Annotated in this window: 25 protein-coding genes; 16 read left to right on the forward strand and 9 right to left on the reverse strand. The window is 63.9% G+C overall.

The features are described from left to right. From pqqE to E8E95_RS09725, 5 genes are all read left to right on the forward strand, one after another. Positions 1-1,020, forward strand: a 1,020-nt coding sequence (gene pqqE / locus E8E95_RS09705) for a pyrroloquinoline quinone biosynthesis protein PqqE (protein WP_280349637.1), incomplete at its 5' end; no start/stop codon positions are given. Continuing rightward, positions 986-2,830, forward strand: a complete 1,845-nt coding sequence (locus E8E95_RS09710) for a prolyl oligopeptidase family serine peptidase (RefSeq protein ID WP_280349638.1) — start codon at positions 986-988, stop codon at positions 2,828-2,830. The genes pqqE and E8E95_RS09710, both read left to right, overlap by 35 nt. 377 nt (positions 2,831-3,207) lie before the next feature. Continuing rightward, positions 3,208-4,371, forward strand: coding sequence for an alcohol dehydrogenase-like regulatory protein ErcA (ercA, locus tag E8E95_RS09715; RefSeq protein WP_280349639.1), 1,164 nt, complete (start codon positions 3,208-3,210; stop codon positions 4,369-4,371). After that, positions 4,355-5,692 (forward strand): hybrid sensor histidine kinase/response regulator, encoded by a 1,338-nt coding sequence (locus E8E95_RS09720; RefSeq protein WP_280349640.1) that lies wholly within the window; start codon positions 4,355-4,357, stop codon positions 5,690-5,692. The genes ercA and E8E95_RS09720 overlap by 17 nt, the downstream gene beginning before the upstream one ends. A 485-nt stretch (positions 5,693-6,177) precedes the next feature. Continuing rightward, positions 6,178-7,878: an ABC transporter ATP-binding protein/permease gene (locus E8E95_RS09725; RefSeq protein WP_280349641.1), complete on the forward strand. Its 1,701-nt coding sequence runs from the start codon at positions 6,178-6,180 to the stop codon at positions 7,876-7,878. Here E8E95_RS09725 and E8E95_RS09730 read toward each other — a convergent pair. The 7 genes from E8E95_RS09730 to E8E95_RS09760 all read right to left on the reverse strand — a co-directional run bounded on the left by E8E95_RS09730 (position 7,864) and on the right by E8E95_RS09760 (position 13,205). After that, the gene (locus E8E95_RS09730; RefSeq protein ID WP_280349642.1) at positions 7,864-8,991 is read right to left on the reverse strand and encodes a cellulase family glycosylhydrolase; all 1,128 of its coding nucleotides are present in this window, start codon (positions 8,989-8,991) and stop codon (positions 7,864-7,866) included. The genes E8E95_RS09725 and E8E95_RS09730 overlap by 15 nt on opposite strands. Before the next feature lie 119 nt (positions 8,992-9,110). Continuing rightward, positions 9,111-9,623: a DoxX family protein gene (locus E8E95_RS09735; protein ID WP_280349643.1), complete on the reverse strand. Its 513-nt coding sequence runs from the start codon at positions 9,621-9,623 to the stop codon at positions 9,111-9,113. Then, positions 9,620-10,396, reverse strand: coding sequence for a DNA-binding domain-containing protein (locus tag E8E95_RS09740; RefSeq protein ID WP_280349644.1), 777 nt, complete (start codon positions 10,394-10,396; stop codon positions 9,620-9,622). Before E8E95_RS09740 ends, E8E95_RS09735 begins: the two co-directional genes overlap by 4 nt. Continuing rightward, positions 10,393-11,256 (reverse strand): DUF692 domain-containing protein, encoded by an 864-nt coding sequence (locus tag E8E95_RS09745; RefSeq protein ID WP_280349645.1) that lies wholly within the window; start codon positions 11,254-11,256, stop codon positions 10,393-10,395. The genes E8E95_RS09740 and E8E95_RS09745 overlap by 4 nt, the downstream gene beginning before the upstream one ends. 24 nt (positions 11,257-11,280) lie before the next feature. Then, a complete protein-coding gene (locus E8E95_RS09750; protein WP_280349646.1) occupies positions 11,281-11,592 on the reverse strand; it encodes a DUF2282 domain-containing protein in 312 nt (103 codons plus the stop codon). A gap of 183 nt (positions 11,593-11,775) precedes the next feature. Further along, complete coding sequence (locus E8E95_RS09755) at positions 11,776-12,411, reverse strand: SCO family protein (protein WP_280349647.1); 636 nt, start codon at positions 12,409-12,411, stop codon at positions 11,776-11,778. Continuing rightward, on the reverse strand, positions 12,408-13,205 hold the full coding sequence (locus E8E95_RS09760) for a multicopper oxidase domain-containing protein (RefSeq protein ID WP_280349648.1): 798 nt from the start codon (positions 13,203-13,205) through the stop codon (positions 12,408-12,410). Before E8E95_RS09760 ends, E8E95_RS09755 begins: the two co-directional genes overlap by 4 nt. A 317-nt stretch (positions 13,206-13,522) precedes the next feature. On the opposite strand from E8E95_RS09760, the gene E8E95_RS09765 reads away from it, so the two are divergent. The 3 genes from E8E95_RS09765 (at position 13,523) to E8E95_RS09775 (ending at position 16,739) form a co-directional block, all read left to right on the forward strand. Next, a complete protein-coding gene (locus E8E95_RS09765; RefSeq protein ID WP_280349649.1) occupies positions 13,523-13,990 on the forward strand; it encodes a hypothetical protein in 468 nt (155 codons plus the stop codon). A gap of 624 nt (positions 13,991-14,614) precedes the next feature. Next, entirely contained in the window at positions 14,615-15,061 is a 447-nt protein-coding gene (locus tag E8E95_RS09770) for a hypothetical protein (RefSeq protein WP_280349650.1), read from the forward strand. A 298-nt stretch (positions 15,062-15,359) separates the two neighbouring features. Further along, complete coding sequence (locus E8E95_RS09775) at positions 15,360-16,739, forward strand: aldehyde dehydrogenase family protein (protein ID WP_280349651.1); 1,380 nt, start codon at positions 15,360-15,362, stop codon at positions 16,737-16,739. Between the two features lie 199 nt (positions 16,740-16,938). Here E8E95_RS09775 and E8E95_RS09780 read toward each other — a convergent pair whose 3' ends face one another. Further along, positions 16,939-18,372, reverse strand: coding sequence for a PLP-dependent aminotransferase family protein (locus E8E95_RS09780; protein WP_280349652.1), 1,434 nt, complete (start codon positions 18,370-18,372; stop codon positions 16,939-16,941). Positions 18,373-18,673: 301 nt separating this feature from the next. Between E8E95_RS09780 and E8E95_RS09785 the strand changes: the two genes are divergently transcribed. Beyond that, entirely contained in the window at positions 18,674-18,934 is a 261-nt protein-coding gene (locus E8E95_RS09785) for a hypothetical protein (RefSeq protein ID WP_077527223.1), read from the forward strand. Positions 18,935-19,165: 231 nt separating this feature from the next. Here the strand turns inward: E8E95_RS09785 and E8E95_RS09790 are convergent, their stop codons facing one another. Then, positions 19,166-19,735, reverse strand: a complete 570-nt coding sequence (locus E8E95_RS09790; RefSeq protein ID WP_280349653.1) for a MarR family winged helix-turn-helix transcriptional regulator — start codon at positions 19,733-19,735, stop codon at positions 19,166-19,168. Positions 19,736-19,841: 106 nt separating this feature from the next. Here E8E95_RS09790 and E8E95_RS09795 point away from each other — a divergent pair, with 106 nt between their 5' ends. From E8E95_RS09795 to zapE, 7 genes are all read left to right on the forward strand, one after another. Then, on the forward strand, positions 19,842-20,072 hold the full coding sequence (locus tag E8E95_RS09795) for a glutaredoxin domain-containing protein (RefSeq protein ID WP_120650993.1): 231 nt from the start codon (positions 19,842-19,844) through the stop codon (positions 20,070-20,072). Positions 20,073-20,085: 13 nt separating this feature from the next. Next, positions 20,086-20,340: a DUF2024 family protein gene (locus E8E95_RS09800; protein ID WP_280349654.1), complete on the forward strand. Its 255-nt coding sequence runs from the start codon at positions 20,086-20,088 to the stop codon at positions 20,338-20,340. 10 nt (positions 20,341-20,350) lie between these two features. Continuing rightward, complete coding sequence (locus E8E95_RS09805; RefSeq protein WP_280349655.1) at positions 20,351-20,623, forward strand: Rho-binding antiterminator; 273 nt, start codon at positions 20,351-20,353, stop codon at positions 20,621-20,623. A gap of 182 nt (positions 20,624-20,805) precedes the next feature. Next, on the forward strand, positions 20,806-21,735 hold the full coding sequence (gene pcaQ / locus E8E95_RS09810) for a pca operon transcription factor PcaQ (RefSeq protein ID WP_280349656.1): 930 nt from the start codon (positions 20,806-20,808) through the stop codon (positions 21,733-21,735). Positions 21,736-21,852: 117 nt separating this feature from the next. Beyond that, entirely contained in the window at positions 21,853-22,572 is a 720-nt protein-coding gene (gene pcaH / locus E8E95_RS09815) for a protocatechuate 3,4-dioxygenase subunit beta (protein ID WP_280349657.1), read from the forward strand. Between the two features lie 12 nt (positions 22,573-22,584). Continuing rightward, positions 22,585-23,190: a protocatechuate 3,4-dioxygenase subunit alpha gene (gene pcaG / locus E8E95_RS09820; RefSeq protein ID WP_280349658.1), complete on the forward strand. Its 606-nt coding sequence runs from the start codon at positions 22,585-22,587 to the stop codon at positions 23,188-23,190. Continuing rightward, positions 23,180-24,280, forward strand: coding sequence for a cell division protein ZapE (gene zapE, locus E8E95_RS09825; protein ID WP_280349659.1), 1,101 nt, complete (start codon positions 23,180-23,182; stop codon positions 24,278-24,280). The genes pcaG and zapE overlap by 11 nt, the downstream gene beginning before the upstream one ends. Positions 24,281-24,290: the final 10 nt, after the last annotated feature.

Here is a 24,290-nt window from a genome sequence, read left to right on the forward strand (position 1 = left end):
GGCGAGGAGCTCACGACGGCGCAGTGGATCGAGGTGTTCCGCCAGGGCCGCGAACTGGGCGCCGCGCAGCTGGGCTTTTCCGGCGGCGAGCCGCTGGTGCGCCAGGATCTTGAGGAATTGATCCGTGCCGCCCGCGAGCTGGGTTACTACACCAACCTGATCACCTCCGGCATCGGCCTCACCGAGGCGCGCATCGAAGCCTTCAAGGACGCCGGGCTGGACCATATCCAGATCAGCTTCCAGGCCGCCGACGAGGCGGTGAACAACCTGCTGGCCGGCTCGCGCAAGGCCTTCGCGCAGAAGCTGGCGATGGCCCGCGCGGTGAAGGCGCAGGGCTACCCGATGGTGCTGAACTTCGTCATCCACCGGCACAACATCGACCAGATCGAGCGGATCATCGAGCTGTGCCTGGAACTGCAGGCGGACTTCGTCGAACTCGCCATCTGCCAGTTCTATGGCTGGGCCGAACTAAACCGCGCCGGGCTGCTGCCGACGCGCGAACAATTGCAGCGCGCCGAGCGCATCACCAATGAGTATCGGGCCAGGCTGGCGGCGGAAAAGCACCCCTGCAAGCTGATCTTCGTCACCCCGGACTACTACGAGGAACGCCCCAAGGCCTGCATGAACGGCTGGGGCAGCCTGTTCCTCGATATCACCCCGGACGGCACCGCGCTGCCGTGCCACAGCGCGCGCCAGTTGCCGGTGCAGTTCCCCAATGTGAAGGAGCACTCGCTGCGGCACATCTGGTACGAGTCCTTCGGCTTCAACCGCTTTCGCGGCTATGACTGGATGCCCGAGCCGTGTCGCTCCTGCGACGAGAAAGAAAAGGACTTCGGCGGCTGCCGCTGCCAGGCCTTCCTGCTCACCGGTGACGCCAGCAATGCCGACCCGGTCTGTTCCAAGTCGCGCCACCATGGCCAGATACTGGCGGCCCGGGAAGAAGCGGAGCATGCTCCTCGGACCCTGGAGCAACTGACCTACCGCAATGAGCGAACCTCGAACATCATTTGTCGCGCCTGAAATCCGTCCCTTCGGCTTCTGGGACAGCCCCTGGAGCGCGGAATGTGCTGTCGCCGCAAGCCGCGACTTCGCTGAACTGCGCTGTAGCCCGGCGGGGCTGTTCTGGACGCTGTTCGACCCCGCTGATGGGCGCACCACGCTCTGGCGCTGGCAAGCGGGGGAGGCGAGTTGCATCACGCCCGATGGCCACTCGCTGCGCAGCCGGGTCTACGAATATGGTGGTGGTGCCTTCTGCCTGGTGCCGGGCGGGGTGGTGTTCGTCAATGAGACTGACCAGCAGCTCTACCTCCAGCCGTTCTCCGGGGCTCCGGCTGTCCTGACGCGAAATCCCGACGCTCGCTACGGCGATCTCTGGAGCGCGGAGCAGTGTGTGCTGGCGGTGGAGGAAGAACAGGGCACCCATCGGCTGGTGGCGATTGCTCTGGCTGACGGCGAACGTCAGGTGCTGGTCGAGGGCGCCGATTTCTATGCCGCGCCACGTCTCAGTCCGGATGGACAGACCCTCGCCTGGATCGACTGGAGCCGTCCTGCGCAGCCCTGGACGGAAACACGGCTTTGCCTGCGCCGGCGTAATGGGGATGCCTGGGGACCGATCAACGTTGTGGCAGGAGCGGATGGCAGTGAATCCCTGCAACAGCCACGCTTCGATACCGAGGGGCGCCTGCACTGCCTGAGCGATTGCAATGGCTGGTGGCAGCCCTGGGCGCTGGAGGGCGATCAACTGCGCCCCTTGCCGGCTGCCCACGCCGATCACGCCCCGGCGCCTTGGCAACTGGGTTTATGCAGCTACCTGCCAGAGGCGGGGCTGCGGAGTTGGTTGGCCGATGACCAGAGCGATCTGGTCGGCGACGACTGCCAGTTGCTGGCGACCGGATACAGTCGCTTTCGGCAGTTGGCTGCGGACGAAGGGCATTACTACTGCATTGCCGCCGGGCCGGAAAACGCCAGCGCCGTGCTGGCCATCGACCGCAAGGATGCGAGTGTCCAGGTGTTGGCTGGCGGCGGCACGGAACTGTCGGCCGACGAAATCGCTCGGCCCCGACCGTTGCAGTTCGCCGTGGGCGATGGAGAGAGTGCTCACGGTTTCTTCTATCCGCCCTGCAACACAACCCATCGCGGTCCGGAAGGCGAGTGTCCGCCATTGCTGGTGTTCTGCCACGGCGGCCCGACCTCCGCCTGCCAGCCCGTGTTCGACCCGCGCATCCAGTTCTGGACCCAGCGCGGCTTTGCGGTGGCCGACGTCAATTACCGGGGCAGCAGCGGTTTTGGTCGCGCTTATCGACAACGACTGGCTGGCGGTTGGGGCGAACTGGACGTGGAAGACGCCAAAGCGCTGCTGATGCACCTCGCCGGGCTGGGGCTGGTGGACCCTGAGCGGGCCTTCATTCGTGGCTCCAGCGCCGGTGGTTTCACCACGCTCCTGGCGTTGGTCGGGGACACGCCATTTCGCGGTGGCGCCAGTTACTACGGCGTGAGCGACCCGCTGGTTTTGCGCGAGAAGACTCACAAGTTCGAGGCCGACTATCTGGACTGGCTGATCGGCGATCCTGAACAGGACGCTGAGCGCTACCGGCAACGTACGCCGGTTTTACGGGCGGGCGAAATCGGTGCACCAGTGATCTTCTTTCAGGGCGGCCAGGACGCGGTAGTGGTGCCAGAGCAGACCGCCAGCATGGTTGCAGCCTTGAAGGAAGCGGGTCGGCAGGTGGAGTGCCATGTCTACCCGGAGGAGCGCCACGGATTCCGCCAGGCCACCAACCTGGCCCATGCGCTGGAGGCGGAGCTGGCGTTCTATCGGGGGCTGATGTAGGCCGTGATCGGTTTCCTGTGGGGGCGAATTCATTCGCCAAGGGCAGCGCAGCTGCCCCCTGGAAGGCGGAAGGGCGAACCTGCGGTCCGCTTAGCGATTGAAATCGCCCCCACAACTGAAATCGCCCCTACAACCGGTAGCGGAATGTCAGGGGGGGCCGAGCCCGCATTGGTTTTCCTGTAGGAGCGAATTCATTCGCGAAGCAGGCCGAAGGCCTGTCTATCGGCGTTAAAAGCAATCGCGAATGAATTCGCTCCCACAAAGGCAGGAATGGAGGATGTGGGGCCAAGGAAAGCTCCCAAGGTCTGATTGAAAAGCCCCGTGAATCCAGTAGGCTGGGTCCTACTCACCGCATAACTACAAGAAAGAGCCGTTTGATGCGTCACGATATCAGCTCGCTTCGCAAGTTCGTTTCTCCCGAGATCATTTTCGGCGCCGGCTGCCGGCACAATGTCGGCAACTACGCCAGTACCTTCGGCGCCCGCAAGGTGCTGGTGGTGTCCGACCCCGGCGTGCAAGCCGCGGGCTGGGTCGCTGATGTGGAGGCCAGCCTCCAGGCCCAGGGCATCGATCATTGCCTCTACACCCAGGTATCGCCCAACCCCCGCGTCGAAGAGGTGATGCAGGGGGCCGACTTCTACCGCACCATGGGCTGCAACGTGATCGTCGCCGTGGGGGGCGGCAGCCCGATGGATTGCGCCAAGGGCATCGGCATCGTGGTTGCCCATGGCCGCAGCATTCTCGAATTCGAGGGCGTGGACACCCTCACGGTGCCCAGCCCGCCGCTGATCCTGATCCCGACCACCGCCGGCACTTCGGCCGACGTTTCGCAGTTCGTGATCATTTCCAACCAGCAGGAGCGGATGAAGTTCTCCATCGTCAGCAAGGCGGTGGTGCCCGACGTGTCGCTGATCGACCCGGAAACGACCCTGAGCATGGACCCGTTCCTCTCGGCCTGTACCGGCATCGACGCCCTGGTTCATGCCATCGAGGCCTTCGTTTCCACGGGACACGGTCCGCTCACCGACCCCCATGCGCTGGAAGCCATGCGCCTGATCAACGGCAATCTGGTGGCGATGATCGCCAATCCCCAGGACATCGCCCTGCGCGAGAAGATCATGCTCGGCAGCATGCAGGCCGGGCTGGCCTTCTCCAACGCGATCCTCGGCGCCGTGCATGCCATGTCCCATAGCCTTGGCGGCTTCCTCGACCTGCCGCATGGCTTGTGCAACGCGGCTCTGGTCGAGCACGTGGTGGCCTTCAACTACAGCGCCGCACCGGAACGCTTCAAGGTGATCGCCGAGACCTTCGGCATCGATTGCCGGGGCATGACGCAGAACCAGGTACGCCAGCGCCTGGTGGAACACCTGGTGACGCTGAAGCGCGCGGTGGGCTTCCATGAGACCCTCAGCCTGCATGGCGTTGGCACATCGGACATTCCGTTCCTTTCGCGTCACGCCATGGACGACCCTTGCATCCTCACCAACCCGCGCGAATCCAGCCAGCGGGATGTCGAGGTGGTGTATGCCGAGGCCCTCTGACGACCCGCGCGATGCCCTGACCGGGCTGCTTGGCCTGGGCAGTCACTCCGCGCGCAAGAGCCATTACCCCGAACTGCTGGCACGCCTCGAAGAGCTTGAGGCCGAGCGCAACCGCTACCAGACCCTCAACGACGAACTTGAGCAACGCGTGCTGGACCGCACCCGCGAACTCCAGGCACTGAACGAACAGTTGCGCGAGGCCCGGGATGCGGCCGAGGCGGCCAACCTGAGCAAGGACAAGTACCTGGCCGCTGCCAGCCACGATCTGCTGCAACCGCTGAACGCTGCGCGCTTGCTGGTTTCCACCCTGCGCGAGCGCGAGCTGCCGGCGTCCGAGCACAAGCTGGTGGAGCGCACCCACCAGGCCCTGGAAGGGGCCGAGGACCTGCTGACCGACCTGCTGGATATTTCCAAGCTGGACCAGGCCGCGATCAAGCCGGATGTGGATGTCTACCAACTGGACGAGGTGCTGGGCCCGTTGGCCTCGGAGTTCGAGAGCGTCGCCGAAGCCGCCGGGTTGGGGCTGCGTGTGCGCATTCCGCACCTGAGCATCAGCACGGACTTCCGCCTGCTCACGCGCATCCTGCGTAATTTCCTCAGCAATGCCTGCCGCTACACCGAGCGCGGACGCGTCCTGATGGGCGCCCGTCGCCGTGGTGATCATCTGCGCCTGGAAGTCTGGGACAGTGGTCGTGGCATTCCGGAGGACAAGCTGCAGGCGATCTTCCTGGAGTTCAACCAGCTGGATGTCGGTCGTGCGGCGGAACGCAAGGGCGTTGGGCTCGGTCTGGCGATCGTCGACCGGATTGCCAGCATGCTGGCGTATCGCGTCGAGGTTAGATCGCAATTGGGGCGAGGCTCGGTGTTCAGTATCGAAGTGCCATTGGCCACGTCGCAGCCCGAGACGAGGGCCTTGGTGGAGCCACGCTCCGTAACCGGCGATCCACTGCCCGGTCAGCGCCTGTTGGTAGTGGATAACGAACCCGACATTCTCGAAAGCATGTCGGCGCTGCTGGGGCAGTGGGGCTGCGAAGTGCTGACCGCCACTGACCTGGCCACCGCCCAGGAGGTGCTGGAAGATCAGGCCCCGGACCTGATCCTGGTCGACTATCACCTGGACCACGGCATGGTCGGTTGCGATGTGATTCTGGCCCTTCGCCAACGCTTCGCGCGGCAAATACCGGCGGTGATCATCACCGCTGACCGCAGCGACCAGTGCCGACGAAAGCTGCAGAGCCTCGGCGTGCCATTGCTGAACAAGCCGGTCAAGCCGGGCAAGCTGAGGGCGGTGATCAGCCAACTGATCGGCAGTGCCGGCTGAAGCAACGGCCCATCCGGCAGGTCCGTCGATCCACCTTTTTTGGCCAGAGGCGCTCGACGGTCTGGAAAAAAACGGTGGATCAGATTCCGTGTGCTTGAATCAACCTTAACGGCGTTGCCATGCAACGAAGCGGACGAGCCGAGATCAGAGGCTCTGTCCTCGTCTGTCCCTGCGATGCAGCCACGCCCCGCGGCAGACCCTCGCCGAGAGCCAACCATCGGCAGGGCAGACAACGCGCTCCCCGGAGTTCGCTGAGTAACCTGAGGCTACGGCCTCGAGCAGCAGGGGGTCAGATGATGCTTCGTATGCTGAACAGGGCGGCAACACAGGCTCGCCCGCGATGGGGAAAAGGCTGCGTCGCCTGTGCGCAGCGCAAGGGGGGGGCTGACTCTTCCAGATCGCCTGTTCGTCCTTTCTCTGAATCGAGTGGCAGCTAGATGTTCCGGCCGGCGGCAAGGTCGCGCTGGCAGTTCCTGCATCTGGTCATGCCGTACTGGAACTCAGCCGAGAAATGGAAGGCGCGTGGCTACACCCTGGCGCTGCTGCTGCTCACCCTGGCCCAGGTCGGGCTGGTGATCTGGACCAACTACTGGAACCGCGCGCTGTTCGATGCCCTGGAGGCCCGGTCGCTGAATCGTCTGCTGATGCAGATCGGCACCTTCGTGGTGATCCTCCTGCTGACGGTAGGCGTCACGGCGATGCACATGCGGGTCAAGCGCTGGTTGCAGCTGGACTGGCGGCAGTGGCTGACGGAACGACTCATCGACAAGTGGATGGCGCGTGGGCATCACTACCAACTGCAGCAGACCCATGGCGAGCATGACAACCCCGACGGGCGCATCGCCGAAGACATCCACGTCGTGACCGAAAGCGCGATTTCGCTGACCCATTCGCTGGTTTACTCGCTGCTGATCCTAAGCACCTTCGCCAACATCCTGCTGACGGTCACCGGCAGCGTGCAGTTCCCCGGAACTGGCCTGATGGTTCCGGGCTACATGCTGATCCTGGCGGTGGCCTACGCCGGCGCCGGCACAGTGTTCGGCATGCTGCTCGGGCGCCCGCTGATCCGCGCCACCAACAAGTTGCAATCGGCGGAAGCGGACTTCCGTTTCGGACTGGCCCATGCGCGGGAAAGCTCCGAGTCCATTGCACTGATGCAGGGCGAGGAAGCGGAGCGCCGGAGTTCGGCGAGCCAGTTCGCTGAACTGGGGCACCGCTGGTATCGGCAGACCATGGCCTATCTCGGCATCGTGTCGTTCTCGTCGGGCTATGGTGTGCTGCTGCCGGTATTCCCGATCCTCGTCATGGCGCCCCAGTTCATTTCCGGCGCCATGACCCTGGGCGTCCTGATGCAGGCCGCGCAGGCATTCCACCAACTGACCTCGGCGCTCTCCTGGCCGATCGACAACCTGGCCGAACTGGCGCGTTGGCGAGCGTCGGCCGACCGTGTCATTAGCCTCTACAACGACCTGCAGGACCTGGAAGACCAGGCCGCCCAGCCGCAGCACCGGATTTGCCTGACGCAGTCGCAGCAGGCCGAAATCGTGCTGCGCGACCTGTGCATTGCCAACCCCGACGGGCAGGTCCTGATCGAGGGACTCAACGTCGTGATCCAACGTGGCGAGCGGGTGCTGATCTCGGGTGATCCGGCGGTCACTATCGGCCTGTTCAAGGTACTCGCGGGGTTGTGGCCATGGGGGCATGGGGAGGTCTGGCTGCCGGCGGGCGCGGCCATCTGCTTCCTGCCGCAACGTCCCTTCCTGCCGGTCGGCAGTCTGCGCGCGGTGTTGAGCTACCCGCAGCCCGTCGGCACTTTTGCCACTGGCGCCATGCTGCATGCCCTGGAAAGCGCGGGCATCGCCTGGCTGGCCAAGCGAATGGAGGAGGTCGACAACTGGCAGAGCGTGTTGCCGCTGCGTACGCAGCAGCGGTTGGCCATTGCCCGGTTGTTCCTGCAGCAGCCCACCTGGGTGTTCATCGAAGAGGCGAGCAGTGCCTTCGAGACCCGGGACGAGGAAGACTTCATGGATATGCTGCATCGCGAGCTGCCGGACTCGACGCTGCTGGCCATCAGCTTCCAGTCAGGGCTGGAGCGCAACTACCACCGCAGGCTCCTGCTCAATCACCTGCCGCAGGAGCCCCTGGTCGGATATGGCACGCCACTGCGGGCGCTAAGAAAAAGTTGAGGGCAGCCAGCCGCGCTGGACGCATTCACGGAAGCACCAGGCTGGCGTGGTCTCGGTCTTGTAGCTCCAGAAGAACCAGCCCAGGTACTTCTCATAGGTCAGCAACTGCGCGGCGGCATAGCCGCGATAGGCCACGTCTTTCTGGAAGCTGTCCATGTTTTCCAGCGCGTGGTTGAACGGCCCTTCGGCCCATAGCGAGACGACTTTCAGGTCCAGCCCCAGGCTCCACTCGCCGCAATAGGCCGGGATGCCGAGGCGCTGGATGATTCCGTCCGCCTCGGTTTTCCACTGGCCGCTGGCCTTGTGGATGTGGGTATAGATATCGCTGTCGATGTCGCCACGCTCGAAGCATTGGTAGCGATGGATGTCGAACACCACGTTGGCGAATTCCGGTGGTTGCATGAAGCCCAGGTACTGCTCGTAGTCGCGGAAGCCGTCATGGAACACCACGCTGACCTTGTCGGCACTGCAGTGCTGGCGAATGCGCTGGTAGGCGTCCAGGTTGTAGCCCTTGAGGTAGTCGGTCGGTACATCCCAACGGGGCTCGTTGAGGACCTCGATGGCATGCAGGGCACTCTGGTCACGATAGCGTTCGGCGAGGCGCTCCAGCACCTTCAGCGAGTGCTCGCGATACTGCGCGTCGGTGTGCCACTCGCAGACATCCTTGATCCCGCCGTTATCGAAGCCGTTCTGGCAGCCAGGCGCGGCGTGCAGGTCCAGGACGATCCTGATCTGGAGTTCCGCTGCCCAGGCGAAGGCCCGGTCCAGTACCTCGATACCGCCTTCGACGAAGGGGTGACGGCTCTCGCCGTACTTGGCGTGATAGGGGTAATCGGGACCGAAGATCCAGTGCCCTACGGGAATGCGCACCGCATTGATTCCGCGCTCATGCAGCCAGACGAAGTCTTCGCGGGTAATGAAACTGTTCCAGTGCTGCCGCAGCCTTTCCGGGGCGCGGGCCCCCATTTCGGCGCACCAGGTGGTTTCATCCGTCGCCTGCAGCCCTTCGAACAGGCTGGGGGTCATCCATTTTTCCAGGACCAGCCAACCGCCCAGGTTCACGCCGCGCAATTTCTGGTGGGGGTTGGTATTGACGGGATTCTGCTGCGCCATGACTGCACTCCTTGGGTCTGCAGGACCGACTTCCGATTCTTGTGAATCGCCCTTGCAAGCCTAGGTCATGAGCGGGAGGCCGCCAGGCGCACTCCTACGGGTATGGCTCGGCGGGAGATTCAATCCTGATACCGCCGCGCGATCAGGTGATCGATCGACAGCACGCCCGGCCCCTGGGTGACCAGCAGCAACAGGCAGGCAGCCCAGACTCCGTGGGTGGGATAGGCGTCGGGATAGACGAAGGTCTGGATCACCAGCGTCATGCCCAGCAGGGCCAGGGCGGAAAAACGTGTGGCCAGGCCGAACAGGATCAGCAGCGGGAAGAAGTGCTCCGCGAATGCCGCCAGGTGGGCGGCCAGCTCTGGCGAGAGAAAGGGCAGTTTGTACTCATCCGCGAACAGCGGGATGGCCGAAGCGGAGAGGTGCGGAATACCCAGCTGGAAGGTGCCGTCCACCAGGTCGATGGCCAGGCCTTCCACCTTGGTCTGTCCGGATTTCCAGAAGACCGCGGCGATGGAGAAGCGCGCGACGAAGGCCACCAGGCTGTAGGGAATCCGCTTGCACAGTTCGATGGCCTGGACCACCAGTTTGGCGGGCAGGTGGCTGTAGTGGATCTGGATGGTGGCGTTCATGGCATCTGACTCCCGCTGTGGAGGGTGAACCGGGTGATGGCACCGCCCGCCAGCAGGCGGGCGAGGGTGGAGCCGAGGTCGAAGGCGGTATCAACGGCGAGCGCGGCGCCTACGGCCGAACCGAGGGGACTGCCCGCGCCCAGTGCCTGGATGAAGGCAGTCGCACCGGAGCTGATGCGGTTGACCTGCACCTCCAGGCCATTGCGCAGCACCAGAGCACATTCAGGCTGGTTGGGGTCGACCACGGCGAGCTCGAGCAATCCCTGGTGGGCGGCCCAGAGCGAGGTGATGGCGAAGTCGGAGTTGATCACCGCCACTGATGGGTGCAGCCAGAGCTGCATGCCGGGCAGCATTCGTGGATCGGCCAGGACATCGGCAAGGCCGGCGTTGTCCAGGGGTGGCAGGTCGGCGGCGTGGTAGGCATGCACCTGAGCCAGTTCCAGTCGCGCCACGTCCGCCAGGTAAGGCAGGCTGGCCGCCGGTGGGAATGCCGCGATGAAGACAGGGAAGTCTTCACCGTAGAAGGCCAGAAGCGGTGAACGAGGGGGCGTGGCTTGCACATGCAGGCGCGCCATTCCGGCAAAGAACTCTTCTCCCACCAGTTGCTTCACCACTGGAAAGGTGTCCGCCAGCGAGTTGATCAGCGAAGCCAGCACGTTGTTGCGATAGACCGCGAAACGCCGCATCGGGTCAGAGCCGTTCCACGTCCGCAGGCCGGGTGGGCAGTCCGGTTCGGCGGTAAGCAGGGCGGAGGCGAAAACTTCGGTGTTCATGCAGGCAGCTCCCGTCTCAGCCGCCGCTCGGCACGATCTGCCTCGCAAACCAGCACGTCGAGGGCGGGAATGTCGTTATCCCGCTCGATCAGCGTCGGCACGGGGCCGAGGCGCTCCAGTGTTTCGTCATAGAGGGCCCAGACCGCGTCATCGACGGCCGATCCGTGATGGTCGATCAGCAGGCGCGCACCGTCGGCATCGCAATCCTCGGCGAACCCGGCCAGGTGGATTTCGCCGACCGCATGCAGGGGCAGGGCGTTGGCGTAAGCGCGGACGTCGCGATTGTGGTTGGTGCAGGACACATAGGCATTGTTCAGGTCCAGCAGCAGGCCGCAGCCCGTACGTTTCACGACTTCACTGATGAACTCGGCTTCGTCCAGGCAGGAATCGATGAACTCGAGGTAGGTGGCCGGATTCTCCAGCAACATCGGTCGTCGCAGATGCTCCTGAACCTGGTCGATGTGCGCGCAGACCCGTTCCATGCTGGCCTGGTCGTAGGCCAGTGGCAGTAGGTCGTTGAAAAAGAAATCGCCATGGGTCGACCAGGCCAGGTGTTCGGAGAACGAGGCCGGCTCATAGCGCCGGAGGAGCACGGCCAGGCGGTCGAGATGGGCTTTGTCCAGCGGCTGGTCGGCACCGATGGACAGGCCGACGCCGTGGATGGAGAGCGGATATTCCTCGCGGATCAACCCCAGGTAATGGTGGAAGGGGCCACCTTCCACCATGTAGTTCTCGGCATGGATTTCAAGGAAGCCGAGGGCCGGCCGGGATCTGAGCAGGTCCCGATGGTGCTGGGACTTCAGCCCAATCCCGGCCCGCGCCGGCAAGCGACCGGCGGGAGCCTGTGACGAGAGGGTCATGGTGCGCGCTCCTGCCGGCCGGGGTCAGCTCTGCTTCGCTTCCTTGAAGGCCTGCAACTGGCCATGGCCGGTGGGCGAAGAAGGGGACGCCGTCTTCTCGCAAGTGCCGCTGGGGACGTACTTCCAGGCGTTGCCCTGGTAATCCATCTTCGCGGTGCCCGCGCAGGACGTGCCGGCCCCGGCAGCACAGTCGTTCTTGCCTTTCATGGCGACGCCGAAGCATTTCTCGTTGTCGGCGGCCTGGGCAGTCATAGGCGCCATGGCCAGGCCAAGGGCAGTGCTCAGGGCAAGGGCGAGACCGGTTGCGGATACGACACTGGCAGTCGGGGTTTTCATCGTTGTTCTCTCCGTTTCTGATGGGTCGATGAGGGCTGAGCGCCCGAGATGACGGGTGTCCCGGACTTGCTGGGTGACCGGTATCACCGCCTTCGAAACAGGAGAGTGGGAATGACGAGCCGCGTTACATCCCCAGGCAAATTTTTTCGGGAACTGCACCCGGACCAGGTCGCTCCGCCGGAATCAGGCCGGTGACGCGATGTGCGTGTAGGCCGTCGCCACCATCGCCGTATCCACATGGTTGATGGTGGCAATGATGCGTTCTGCGTCGCACAGGGCCGGCGCCATGGCCCAGCGGTTGGTGCGGTCGTTGCCGATGCGGAGCATGCCGATGTGGCTGGCGAGGTTGCCGTCGACCTCAGGTACGGGGTCGTAGAAGCCCAGGCTGTAGCGCAGGCGACGGATATCCGCTTCCTTGCCGGTGAGGAACAGCCAACCGGGGCGAACGCTCTGGCGTTCGGCGTAGTCCCTGAGGACTTCGGCGGTATCCAGCGCTGGTTGCAGGCTGATGGAGTAGAGGAATACATCGCGCCCCAGGCGCTCGCCGAGGAGGATCTGGAGTCTGCGCAGGTTGGCGATCATGGCTGGGCAACTGCCTTCGCACTGGACGTACATCATGTTGATCGCCACCACCTTGCCGCGCACCAGGTCGTCGTAGAAACGCAGTTGCCGACCGTCATGGGCCTGCACAGGAACATTGGGGAAGCGGCCGTCGGACTTGCGCGCCGTCGATTGCGATGTCGGGGCAAGGCTGTAACCCAGGGCGCCGCCAAGCGCGGCCAGGCCCAGCCCGCCGATTACCATGCGTCGAGTGTTCATGTGCGGCCTCCCGGGGGCGGCGATTCATTGCGTGCCATGCCGCTGCCGCTGCTGGGCGATGGTCCACTGGTATCCAGCTCGATATCCCAGCGAGCCATCATGGCGTGGTCTTCGTGGATCAGGTTGTGGCAATGAAGGGCGTACTTGCCGAGGAAGTCGCGGAAGCGCAGGAACACTCGGACCGTCATGTCCTCGCCTATCACGTAGACATCCTTGCGCCCCTGCTCATGCAGCGGGATCGGCACGGCGCGGCCCAGCACCGTCTTGCTGATGATGCGACCTTCCTCGAAGTGGACATGGATGGGGTGGTCCCAGCCGTCCTCGGGGTTGATGAACTCCCAGATTTCGGCGCTGCCCTGGCGTATACGGGCGTTGATCTGGTTGGGGTCGAAGAAGCGCTCGTTGATGGACCACAGTCCCTTGTCGCGGTCGAACACCCAGCGTCGTATGCGGGCCGCGGCGATCTCCTCGGCAGTGACGGGGCGAAGCTCGCGGAGGCTGTCGGGTACCTGACTGATGTCGGCTTCGAGGGGCATGCGGTCGACGATGAACTTGAGCACCTGCACGCCGGGCCTGCGCACATCCTTGGGTTGCCGGGTGTCTTCGGCCTTGTGTGTGAGGCGGTTGACCAGATAGAGCTCGGTTCCCAGCGGGTAGGCGGAGAAGTCCACCACGATGTCGCCGCGCTCGGCCACCGCCAACCGGACCCGCGTTTGATCGCGCAAGGGCGCGGGCAGCAGGTTGCCGTCGTTGGCGATGTAGGTGAAGCGCTGGTCGCGACCGCGGCGGTCCACCAGGTAGAACTCGTAGAAACGGCTTGGTCCCGTGTTGAGCAGACGCAGGCGATATTTGCGGGCGGCGACGCGTAGTACGGGTTCGATGATGCCGTTGACGGTGATCTTGTCGCCCAGTACGCCCTCCGGGCTGACCTGGTTCCAGAACAGGGTGCCGTCGGGGGCGAAACGCTTGTCGCCAAAGGCCAGCGGATAGTCGTGGGGATGGCTGGGAAGACGCAGCGCGCCTGGGTTGGGATCGTGCTCGTCGCCGACAGCAGGTAGAAACCCAGCAGGCCCTTGTAGATGTTGGGCGCCGTGAAATCCATTGTGTGGTCATGGTAGAAGAGCGTGCCCAGCGCCTCACGCGGGTCGCCGACACCGTTCTGGAGCTCATCGAAGCCGGCGCAGATGTTGCCGTAGAGGTGGTCGAGGAATTCCCCCGGGGCGGACAACGTCGGCCCCGCTTTTGTCAGGCTGTAGAAATCGCTGGGGAAACCATCGCTTTCCGATCCTGTGTGGGCGTTGTGCAGGTGGGTGGCGATTTCCGGCGAACCGAAGCCCTGGTGGTCGGCGGGCAAGCCATTGCGGATACGCACAACGATAGGCTCGCCATAGCGCGCGAAGATCACCGGTCCTGGCGTCATGGCTTCCGCCTCATTGCCCTGGAATCCCCAGATCGGCTGGCGCGGGTAGGCTTCATTGAAGAGCCATTGCGGGTTTTCCCGTGCCGTCAGTTCGTAGGTCGTCCCGTAGGCCAGTTCGGCCCAGCGCTGATGCGCCGCTCGGCCGGCCTCTCCGGCTGAACCATTGGCCTGCTCGGTGGGGGCGGGAGACAGGAGTACGGGGGTGAGCGGAGTGATCCGTTCCGGTAGTTCGATGGTCCAGGGAATGGTGGGCGGGCTGGGCGGGATGACCGGAAGGACCTCTTCGCCTTCATCGTCGCTGGCCAGGCTGCCAAGCGGACGCCCGATGAAGGGCACCGTCACTGCCGCTGTAGCGAACTTGAGGAAGGTTCTGCGGGAATCGCCGGACGCCGGGTGGATGGGGTAGGGCCTGCTCATGAGACGCCTCCTCCCGCAGGGATTCATTTTTGGGTCGGGACAGAAGATCCGAGTGGGCTTCCGAGTCGGTAGAAAGGGGCGGGATCTCCGTCAAAGCCCTGGCAATCCATGACGATATCACCGTGAAATCGCTCACAGTCAAAATAATGACAATCGGCTGGGCAGGCGTTGTGGATCGCGGCCTGAATGCGCTTCGTCGCGTCTCTGGCCCTCCTGTCAAAGCCAGGCTGGCGGCGTCTTGACTCCTGTTCCCCGGTCACGAAACTCAGGCGGCAGGGGTGGGAAAAAATACCGAGATGCCAACAACCGACCCCGAACCAGCATTCCTGGAAACGATGACAATTGCTTCGGCTAGGGGAGGCAGTCATGTGTCATTCAGTGGAAGTCAGTGGGCTCTTCACGGCCGAAGGGAGCCGGCAACTCATCAACTACCCCGATGCCGATGCGGCATTGCCCATCCGTGACCCGCAGCGTGGCGTGGTGTGGATTCCCTGGGGACGTCGGATCCAGGAACACGGCGAACTCCCGGCCACAGGCTGGTTGCAGGGCGAGGGCGTGCTGCCCGAAGGCTGGGATCGTTTCAATCCGGCTTCGGTGCTCGCGCGGGTGGAGCGTTTCATGGAGATGACCCACGACGGCGAGCCGCGCTGGTTCGACATGGAGGACGGCAAACTGCTGCAATGCGTGTTGCTGCGCCATGGCCACGAACAGCGGGTATACGTGGTCACCACCGAGTCGCCGGACGAACAGCACCGCAGCTGGCCACTGACGCGCGGTCACAGGGGCAAGGGACGGTTGGCCGCGCTCATGTAGGGTGGATGGCGCTTTTCTCCATCCACCTTTCGGCGTTGGTCCACGTGCCGAAGGGTGGTTGGTGTAGGGTTAAGCAGACGGGGTTCGGTGGGACAGAGCTTTCGCGAGCAAGCTCGCTCCTACCTGCAATCCGCAAGTATTTCAGTCCCCAAGCGGGGCGAATGCCGTCGGACATCCATTCTCTTTTTGTGAATACTTTCTTCTGGATTATTCGTTTTACGTGAATCGGTCGCTGCCTTAACGTCGCCGCATGACTGATCGCGAGCCCTGACCGGCTCTCACGTAGAACGAGGACAACATGACTCAGCCTGCCGCCATCTCCCGCAACCCCGCCACCGGCGAAGAAATTGCCCGTTATCCCTACCAGGATGCCGCCGCCCTGGAAGCCAGCCTGGTGTCCGCCCAGCGTGGTTTCGAGGCCTGGAGCCGGTTCAGCGTGGAAGAACGCAGCGCGGCGCTGCTGCGCATGGCCAAGGCCCTGCGTGCCAACGCCGAAACCATGGCGCGGATGACCACCACCGAAATGGGCATGCCGATCAGCCAGTCCCGTGGCGAGATCGAGAAATGCGCCAAGCTCTGCGAGTGGTACGCCGAGCACGGTCCCGCCATGGTGGCCGACGAGCCGACCCTGGTAGAGGACGACAAAGCCGTGGTCGCCTACCTGCCGCTGGGCCCGGTGCTGGCCGTGATGCCCTGGAACTTCCCGGTGTGGCAGGTCATGCGCGGCGCGGTACCGATCATCTTCGGCGGCAACAGCTATGTGCTCAAACACGCCCCCAACGTCATGGGCTGCGCACGTCTGCTGGGCGCCGCCTGGGCCGAAGCCGGCCTGCCGGAAGGTGTGTTCGAGGTGATCAACGTCGAGCCGCCGCTGGTTTCGGTGGCCATCGCCGACCCGCGCATCGCCATGGTGGCGGTGACCGGTAGCGTGGGTGCCGGTGCGGCCATCGCTTCCCAGGCCGGTGCTGCACTGAAGAAATGCGTACTGGAGCTGGGTGGTTCCGACCCCTTCATCGTCCTGGCCGACGCCGACCTGGATCAGGCCGTGAAGGCGGCGGTCACCAGCCGCTTCAACAACGCTGGACAGGTGTGCATAGCCGCCAAGCGCATCATCCTCGAAGCACCCATTGCCGAAGCCTTCACCGAGCGCTTCGTGGCGGCGGTCGAGGCACTGAAGATCGGTGATCCGCAGGCCGATTCCACCTTCGTCGGACCGATGGCCCGCTTCGATCTGCGCGATGAGCTCGATGGTCAGGTCCAGGCCACGCTGGCCGAGGGTGCGACCCTGCTGCTCGGCGGCCACAAGCTGGAAGGTGATGGCAACTACTACGCGCCGACCATCCTGGCCGATGTAACCCCGGACATGACCGCATTCCGTAAGGAAATCTTCGGCCCGGTGGCATCCCTGATCGTCGCCCGTGACGCCGAGCACGCCGTGGAGCTGGCCAACGACAGCGAGTTCGGCCTGGGTGGTGCGCTCTGGACCACCGATGCCGCCAAGGCACAAAAGCTGGCTCGTCGCATCGTCAGCGGCGCGGTGTTCATCAACGGCTTCACCGCCTCCGACCCGCGCGTGCCGATCGGTGGCGTGAAGAAGAGCGGTTACGGCCGCGAGCTGTCCCACTTCGGCCTGCGCGAATTCCTCAATGTGCAGACCATCTGGCGCGATCGCGGCTGACGGTTGGGTTGAGTGAAAAAGGGGCTGCCAGGTGCAGCCCCTTTTTCATTCTGAGAACGGAACTTGGGGGCGCTGCCTTTGTGGGGGCGAATTCATTCGCTATGCAGACCGAAGGTCTGCCCACGCATCCCAGGGGCAACTGCGTTGCCCTCCAGCGAATGAATTCGCCCCCACAGGAAAAGCGGATGGGCGTTTGAAACTATGCAATCTGCTCCAGAATGTCCCGCACCCGATCCAGCGCCGGGTCGATGTCCAGGGTCTCGATACCGCCATAGCCCAGCATCAGGCCGCTGCGTGGCGGCATCTGGTAAGAGAAGCTGGCCAGCGGATAAATGCCGACGTCCACCTTGCGGGCCAGTTCCACCAGCAGCGCGATGTCCACCGGCACCTTCGCCAGGACCGCAAGGTGGAAGCCTGCCACCGAAGGCACCAGCTCGAACCAGCGTCCGAGGTCGCCGTTGAAGCGCTCGTGGATACGCTCGCGCCGGCTGGTGTAGAGCGGGTGGCAGCGACGGATATGTTTGAGCAGGCAGCCTTCATCGATGAACTTGGCCAGGGTCCACTGCATCAGGGTCGAGCAGTGGCAGTCGGCGAGCTGCTTGGCGGCGGTAATGGCGGCGATCAGCGCGGGCGGCAGGATGCAGTAGCCCAGGCGAAGCTCTGGCTGCAGGGACTTGGAGAAGGTGCCGACGTAAGCCACGGCACCCTGGCTGTCCAGGCTCTGCAGGGTTTCGGTGGGGCGGCCTTCGTAGCGGAATTCGCAGTCGTAGTCGTCTTCGATGATCACCGCACCGATGCGCAGGGCTTTCTCCAGCAGCGCTTCGCGTCGGGCCTGGCTCATGGGCATGCCGAGGGGGAACTGGTGCGACGGAGTCACGTAGATCAGTCGCACATCTTCGGGAATGGCGTCGACGTAGATACCTTCCGCATCCACTGGAATGCCTATCACCTTGGCGCCCTGGGCGGCGAACAGTTGGCGCGCCGGCGGGTAGCCAGGGTCCTCCACGGCCACGCTGCAGCCCGGCTCGATCAGCACACGGGCGAGCAGGTCCAGCGCCTGCTGTGCGCCATTGCACACCACGACATCCTCGGCGTTGCAGCGCACGCCGCGGGAAAAGGCCACGTGGCGGGCAATGGCATCGCGCAGGGCGGGCAAGCCGGCTGCCTCGCTGTAGAGGCCTCGGGATTTCGCGGTCTGGCGCAGGGCGTGCTGGGTGCAGCGGCGCCAGTCGTCCTGGGGGAACTGGTTGCGGGTGGTGGCGCCGCCGAGGAAGTCGTAGCGCAACAACGCATCAGGGGACGGATGGCTCAGGCTGCTGGAGATATTGCGCCACCTGGAGATGATCGCCGCACTGGCCAGTGATTCGTGTCCCTGCTTGCGCCCCTGGCCGGCGGACTGCGCATTGACGAAGGTGCCCGAGCCCACCTTGCCGATGAGCAGGTTGTCGTAGGTGAGCAGGGCATAGGTATCGGATACCGTCTTGCGCGAGATACCCAGCTGTTCGGCGAGCAGGCGGCTCGGTGGCAGCCGGGTGCCGGCCTTCAGGCGGCCGGACTCGATGGCCTCGCGCAACTGGCGATACAGCTGACCGGACAGGTCCTTGCTGCCCTGGATGACGATGTGCAGTTCCATGCATGGCTCCGGCGAGGGACTGGCTGGAAAAATACCGCATTGCCGGTGGTTGTGGTTGGCGTCCCGCCAGGGGCGCGGAGGGCGCTACGTTAGTCCGCAGGCCATGCGAGCCAAATAGCCAATCTGCGCATTTCCCGGAAGGCCAATGGCATGACCCCCGGTCAGCTGAAACGTCCCGAAGTGCCCCCTGTGCTATATCCGGATGAGAGCAAGGCATGCGCCAACCTTCAGTTGAACTTCACTCACGCCTGCCGGACTGGGCGACCCATTGCGCCGGGCATTCAACAAAGAGGTAGACCCCATGAGCACCCTGCAATGCGTTCACCGCGACCACACCGTAGTTGCCGATGTGTTTGAGCATCCGGGCATTCCGACCCCCTGGGCTGCCGGTTGCCACATCATCGCGCCTGACGGGCAAACCACCCGCCGCATTGCGCTTCCGGTTCGCTATTCCTTCCTGGCTGAACTGGGCAAGGCCCAGCAGGCATCACTGGCCCATGGCAGGTGGCTGGTGGATCAGTGCCTGGACGAGGGGCGCGAGCTGTTCCAGAAAAGCGCTTGAGGAAAGCAGGGCAGGGATGCCCTTGCCTGATACCTTTGCGCGTCCGTCTTGAGCGGGCGCGCGGTTAGTGCCTGCGGCTTCCACTTCCCATTGCCTTCCATCCTCCCCAATTGGCCCAGGCTGGCGTCATGTAGCCTCGAAAGGGTTCTTTTGGATTAGTAGCCTTTTCAGGCTACTTTCTCGGCCTCCGTCCCCATTTCCGGTTTACCTATGGCCAGCCAGCCGGGCTGATCAGGCCGCATCTTCACGCGGCTGGTGCTCACGGCAGATCAGCTCGATGGAAGCGCGGGCCAGGGGTTCCCGGGTCAACCCGCAGAAGGGGTCGCCGTCCCGCTGCTGATGAAAGCGGCAGCTCTTGCAGAGGCCGAATCCGGGTACATCCACCTGGCGCTGTACGGTGCGCAGCAGTTCAGCCAGCAGCCGTTCCAGTTGCTCCGCGTCCGCCCCCATTGCCGCTTCGGCGTTCGCCAGGAATTCCGGTGGTGTCACCGCAGCCAGCAGTTCACGCGCGGCCGGCGTCAGCTCCAGGTGCACGCTGCGTTTGTCCTGCAGGTCCTGGCGCTTCTCGATCAGCCCCTTGGCTTCCAGCGCTTTCAGCGATTGCGACACCGTGCCCTTGGTCAGCCCCAGGTAGTCGGTCACCGCCAGCGGCGTGTCCGAGTAGTGGTTGCAGCGCGCCAGGTATTCCAGTGCGCTGAGCTGCACTGGCTGGAGATCGGCCAGCAGTGGGTGCTCGCGGTGCCAGATGCGCATCAGGCTGGTCAGTCGTTCGAACAGATCGAAAAGGGTGGTCATATTCACCTCCGTCGATAAATAGTATCGAGTAAAAACTATATTGACAAAGGGTGTTCTCCGGGTAACCTGATTGCCGTATCGAATCGATACCAAATTAATCAGGAGACTGAAAATGACTACCGCCCGTTACTACCACGCCGGCTGCCCGGTTTGCGTTTCCGCTGAACAGACCCTCCTCAACCTGCTCGCCCCTGAAGTGAAGGTGGAAGTGGTGCACCTGGGCGAAGCCCCGGCCCGCGTCGCCGAAGCCGAGGCCGCTGGTGTGAAATCGGTGCCCGCCCTGGTGGTGGACGACCAGGTGCTGCACATCAACTTCGGCGCCGCAATTGCGGACCTGAAGTAAGGAGGGCATCGAAATGCAGGTGAAAGTCTTCGATACCCATGTCCGTACCCGCGATGGCCGTTACCTGCACTTCGACGTGCTTACCGACGGCGGCGACAAGCTCCAGGCGGGGCGCTTCGCCGCCGAGTGGCTGGCCAGCCGGGGTGTGCAGGACGCCGACATCGCCGCCAGCGAATGCCTGTTCTGCCACAGCGAGATCGCCAACCCGCAGGTGGCCGAAGCCATCGGCCGACACGGCTACTCCATCATTCCGCTGCAAGGCTGCTGAGGAGACCGCCATGTATCAGCCCCTGGATTGCGACCTGCACGATTTCCTGGAAATCGCCTGCCTCTATCGCTACCTGCTGAAGGTCGAGTTGGTGGACGGCGGCGGGTTCGAGGCCAGGGCGTTGACCACCCACACCAGCGCGGAGAAGGAAGAATTCTTCGTGCTGGAAGTGGAGGACGGTCCCTGTTCCGTACGCATGGATCGCCTGTTGGCCATTACGCCGCTGGAGGCCGGTGCACGTTTCGGCCGTGTGGAGTTGGCCGGAAAGGTATGTGCGGTGTAAGCGCGCTCGTCACTGTAGGAGCGAGCTCTGCTCGCGAACAGTCCGAGCGCTATCCTTCGCGAGCAAGCTCGCTCCTACACGAGTTCGGTCCAGGCATGGTTTTCCCAGGTTCAAATAGGAGTTGGCTGTGGGTCCGGTCCTTGCGCTAGCCTTCGCAGGCCAGCCGCAACAGGATCTCGCCGTTGAACATCGATACCCGCATCAAATTCCGTCACCTGCTGTGCTTCCTCGAAGTGGCGCGCCAGGGCAGCCTGGCCCGCGCGGCGGACCAGTTGGCGGTAAGCCAGCCGGCTATCTCCAAGACCCTCAAGGAACTGGAGGAAGTGCTCGATGCCAGCCTGTTCGAGCGCAGCAAGAGCGGCGTCAGCCTGACCGAGGCCGGCCTGGCCTTCATGCGCTATGCCGGCCCTTGTGTGCAGGCCCTGCGTGACGGGGTGAACAGCCTGCGCGAAGGCGAATATGCCGCCGGTACGGTGCGCCTTGGCGTGCTCTCCACGGTGGAGGGGCTGCTGGTGCCGGAAGTCGTGCGCCGTCTGCATCACAGCCATCCGTCCCTGGTGGTCAGCGTATTGACCGGCCCGGGCGCCTATCTGCTGTCGCAGTTACGGGTAGGCGAACTGGACTTGGTGGTCGGACGCGTGACCGACAACCCGGAAATCCACGGCCTGACCTTCGAGCACCTGTACAGCGAATCCATGACCCTGGTGGTCCGTGCCGGCCATCCGCTGCTGGAGGAGGGCGCTGATCGCCGCTCCCTGGACGGTTTCCCCCTGGTGCTGCCGCTGGCCGGCACCACCATTCGCAAGCATGCCGATGGCTTCTTCGTGCAAAGCGGCATCAGCCCGCCACGCCAGCGTCTGGAAACCCTGTCCCTGGCCCTGAGCCGGCGCTATGTACAGAGCGGCGATGCGGTGTGGATCGCCCCGCTGGATGCCGTGCGCCTGGACCTGGCCAGTGGCGAACTGGCAGAGCTGGACCTTGGCTTCAAGGAACCCGGCGGTTCCGTGGGCATCTGCAGCAACGCGTCCCTACCACTTTCCCTGGCGGGGCAATGGGCGGTGGAGACCCTGCGCGAGGTGGCGCTGGACTATCGTGAGGGGCGCCTGACATAACCAGACGGTTATGGATGGCTGGAAGGATTTCAATTTTCTGCTGGCCTCTACTGGATGAAACTGCGCTCCACGGCCCACAGCCTGACTGCCCATAAATCCAAGAAAGAGGAAACCGTCATGTCCGATGCGGAAAACAGCCGCTTCGTCATTCGTGACCGAAATTGGCACCCGAAAGCCTTCACGCCCGACTACAAGACGTCCATCGCCCGGTCCCCGCGCCAGGCACTGGTGAGCATTCCGCAGTCCGTTTCCGAGACCAGCGGCCCGGACTTCTCGCATCTGAAGATGGGACAGCACGACAACGACCTGCTGCTCAACTTCAACAACGGCGGCCTGCCGATTGGCGAGCGCATCATCGTTTCCGGGCGGGTGGTCGACCAGTACGGCAAGCCAGTTCCTCACACCCTGGTCGAGATGTGGCAGGCAAACGCTGGCGGCCGCTATCGCCACAAGAATGACCGTTACCTGGCTCCGCTCGACCCGAACTTCGGTGGCGTCGGCCGTGCGCTGACCGACCGCGACGGCTACTACCAATTCCGCACCATCAAGCCGGGTCCGTACCCCTGGCGCAACGGCCCGAACGACTGGCGCCCGGCGCACATCCACTTCTCCATCAGCGGGCCGTCGATCTCCACCCGCCTGATCACCCAGCTGTATTTCGAAGGCGATCCGATGATCCCGATGTGCCCCATCGTCAAGAGCATCGCCAACCCCGACGCGGTACAGACGCTGATCGCCAAGCTCGACATGAGCAACGCCATCCCCATGGATTGCCTGGCGTACCGCTTCGACATCGTCCTGCGCGGCCAGCGCAAGACCCACTTCGAAAACCGCTGAGGAGGCACGCGCATGCCTATCGAACTGCTGCCGGAAACCCCCTCGCAGACCGCCGGCCCCTACGTGCACATCGGCCTGGCCCTGGAAGCGGCCGGCAACCCGACCCGCGACCAGGAAATCTGGAACCAGATGGCCAAGGCCGATGCGCCCGGCCAGCACATCCTGCTGCTCGGCAACGTCTACGACGGCAATGGCCACCTGGTGCGCGACTCCTTCCTGGAGTTCTGGCAGGCCAATCATGAAGGCGTCTACGACACTGCCTTCGACCTTGAAAAACCGTTCAACAGCTTCGGCCGAACCGCCACCACCTTCGATGCCGGCGAGTGGACCCTGCACACCATCAAGCCGGGCGTGGTGAAGAACGCCGCCGGTGTGCCCATGGCGCCACACATCAACGTGTCGCTGTTCGCCCGTGGCATCAACATCCACCTGCAGACCCGCATCTACTTCGACGACGAAGCCAGCGCCAACGCCGTCGATCCGGTGCTGAACCTGATCGAGCAGCCACAGCGCCGCGAAACCCTGGTGGCTAGCCGCTGCGAAGTGGACGGCAAACTGGCCTATCGTTTCGACATCCGTATCCAGGGAGAAGGGGAAACGGTGTTCTTTGACTTCTAGGGAGCGGGAGCCCGCATTCGCTGCGCCGGCTGAAACGGTCGGCCAGCGCATCGAACGGCATTTCGATGCACTGCTGGAGGCCCGGGGCTACCGGGCCGACGCGGCGCAACGCACAGCCATTACCCATCTCGGGCAATGGCTGGAGTCGTTCATGGCCGGGAAAAAGGGCTGGTTGCGGCGTCCCGTCGCCGGCCTGTACCTCTGGGGCGGAGTAGGGCGCGGCAAGAGCTTCGTGATGGACGCCTTCTTCGCCGCCGCGCCGCTTGCCGCCAAGCGTCGCGTGCACTTCCATGCGTTCCTCCAGGAATTGCAGGAACGCATGCGCACCTTCACCGGCCAGCCCGATCCGCTGGCACTGGCGGCCAGGGCATTGGCAGCGGATACGCGACTGCTCTGCTTCGACGAATTCCACGTCCACGACATCGGCGACGCGGTGCTCCTCGGGCGTCTGCTCAAGGTGCTGGTGGAGGAGGGCGTGGGCATGGTCTGCACCTCCAACTACGATCCCGACGGCCTCTGCCCGAACCCGCTGTACCGCGAACGCTTCCAGCCGGCCATCGCCTTGATCGAAAAACGCTTCGACGTGCTCAACCTCGACGGCGGCGAAGACTACCGCCTACGGCGCGGAGGACTTGAAGCCTGGGGCACCTATTGCTGGCCGCTTTCCGCCACCGATGCGCCCTGGATCGAAGATCAGCTGGGTCTGAGCGCGGCGGCCGAACGGGATGTGGTGGTGGCGGTCAACCACCATTCGCTGCGGTTGCGGGCCATGGATACCGAACGGGCCTGGCTGGATTTCGACGAGCTGTGCCGGCGCCCCCATTCCAGCGCCGATTTCCTCTGGCTGAGCAGGCGCTTCCTGCATCTCGCCATCAGCGGCGTGCCCTGCCTCGGTGAGGAAGCCATCGATGTGCAACAGCGTTTCGTCAACCTGATCGACATCGCCTACGACGCGGGCATCCAACTCCTGCTGGCCAGCGAAGCCAGCCTGGACGACCTGTGTCGGGGCAATCCCCATATGGACTTTTCCCGTACCCGCAGCCGGTTGCAGCAATTGAAACCGGTCCAGCCCGGGGAAAGGAGCCGCTGACCGCAGAGCC

Origin of the sequence: Pseudomonas sp. BN414, assembly GCF_029871275.1 — a bacterium.
Taxonomy (GTDB): domain Bacteria; phylum Pseudomonadota; class Gammaproteobacteria; order Pseudomonadales; family Pseudomonadaceae; genus Metapseudomonas; species Metapseudomonas resinovorans_C.

What these genes read in the sequence shown, in the direction of transcription:
- ercA (WP_280349639.1), top strand. Translation starts at nt 3,208, where the DNA reads ATGCGTCACGATATCAGCTCGCTTCGCAAGTTCGTTTCTCCCGAGATC.
- E8E95_RS09785 (WP_077527223.1), top strand. Translation starts at nt 18,674, where the DNA reads ATGAGCACCCTGCAATGCGTTCACCGCGACCACACCGTAGTTGCCGAT.
- E8E95_RS09805 (WP_280349655.1), top strand. Translation starts at nt 20,351, where the DNA reads ATGTATCAGCCCCTGGATTGCGACCTGCACGATTTCCTGGAAATCGCC.
- E8E95_RS09740 (WP_280349644.1), bottom strand. Translation starts at nt 10,396, where the DNA reads ATGAACACCGAAGTTTTCGCCTCCGCCCTGCTTACCGCCGAACCGGAC.
- E8E95_RS09780 (WP_280349652.1), bottom strand. Translation starts at nt 18,372, where the DNA reads ATGGAACTGCACATCGTCATCCAGGGCAGCAAGGACCTGTCCGGTCAG.
- E8E95_RS09725 (WP_280349641.1), top strand. Translation starts at nt 6,178, where the DNA reads ATGCCGTACTGGAACTCAGCCGAGAAATGGAAGGCGCGTGGCTACACC.
- E8E95_RS09775 (WP_280349651.1), top strand. Translation starts at nt 15,360, where the DNA reads ATGACTCAGCCTGCCGCCATCTCCCGCAACCCCGCCACCGGCGAAGAA.
- E8E95_RS09795 (WP_120650993.1), top strand. Translation starts at nt 19,842, where the DNA reads ATGACTACCGCCCGTTACTACCACGCCGGCTGCCCGGTTTGCGTTTCC.
- E8E95_RS09745 (WP_280349645.1), bottom strand. Translation starts at nt 11,256, where the DNA reads ATGACCCTCTCGTCACAGGCTCCCGCCGGTCGCTTGCCGGCGCGGGCC.
- pcaG (WP_280349658.1), top strand. Translation starts at nt 22,585, where the DNA reads ATGCCTATCGAACTGCTGCCGGAAACCCCCTCGCAGACCGCCGGCCCC.
- E8E95_RS09770 (WP_280349650.1), top strand. Translation starts at nt 14,615, where the DNA reads ATGTGTCATTCAGTGGAAGTCAGTGGGCTCTTCACGGCCGAAGGGAGC.
- E8E95_RS09750 (WP_280349646.1), bottom strand. Translation starts at nt 11,592, where the DNA reads ATGAAAACCCCGACTGCCAGTGTCGTATCCGCAACCGGTCTCGCCCTT.
- E8E95_RS09755 (WP_280349647.1), bottom strand. Translation starts at nt 12,411, where the DNA reads ATGAACACTCGACGCATGGTAATCGGCGGGCTGGGCCTGGCCGCGCTT.
- E8E95_RS09765 (WP_280349649.1), top strand. Translation starts at nt 13,523, where the DNA reads ATGGTAGAAGAGCGTGCCCAGCGCCTCACGCGGGTCGCCGACACCGTT.
- E8E95_RS09800 (WP_280349654.1), top strand. Translation starts at nt 20,086, where the DNA reads ATGCAGGTGAAAGTCTTCGATACCCATGTCCGTACCCGCGATGGCCGT.
- E8E95_RS09735 (WP_280349643.1), bottom strand. Translation starts at nt 9,623, where the DNA reads ATGAACGCCACCATCCAGATCCACTACAGCCACCTGCCCGCCAAACTG.
- E8E95_RS09720 (WP_280349640.1), top strand. Translation starts at nt 4,355, where the DNA reads ATGCCGAGGCCCTCTGACGACCCGCGCGATGCCCTGACCGGGCTGCTT.
- pcaH (WP_280349657.1), top strand. Translation starts at nt 21,853, where the DNA reads ATGTCCGATGCGGAAAACAGCCGCTTCGTCATTCGTGACCGAAATTGG.
- E8E95_RS09710 (WP_280349638.1), top strand. Translation starts at nt 986, where the DNA reads ATGAGCGAACCTCGAACATCATTTGTCGCGCCTGAAATCCGTCCCTTC.
- E8E95_RS09730 (WP_280349642.1), bottom strand. Translation starts at nt 8,991, where the DNA reads ATGGCGCAGCAGAATCCCGTCAATACCAACCCCCACCAGAAATTGCGC.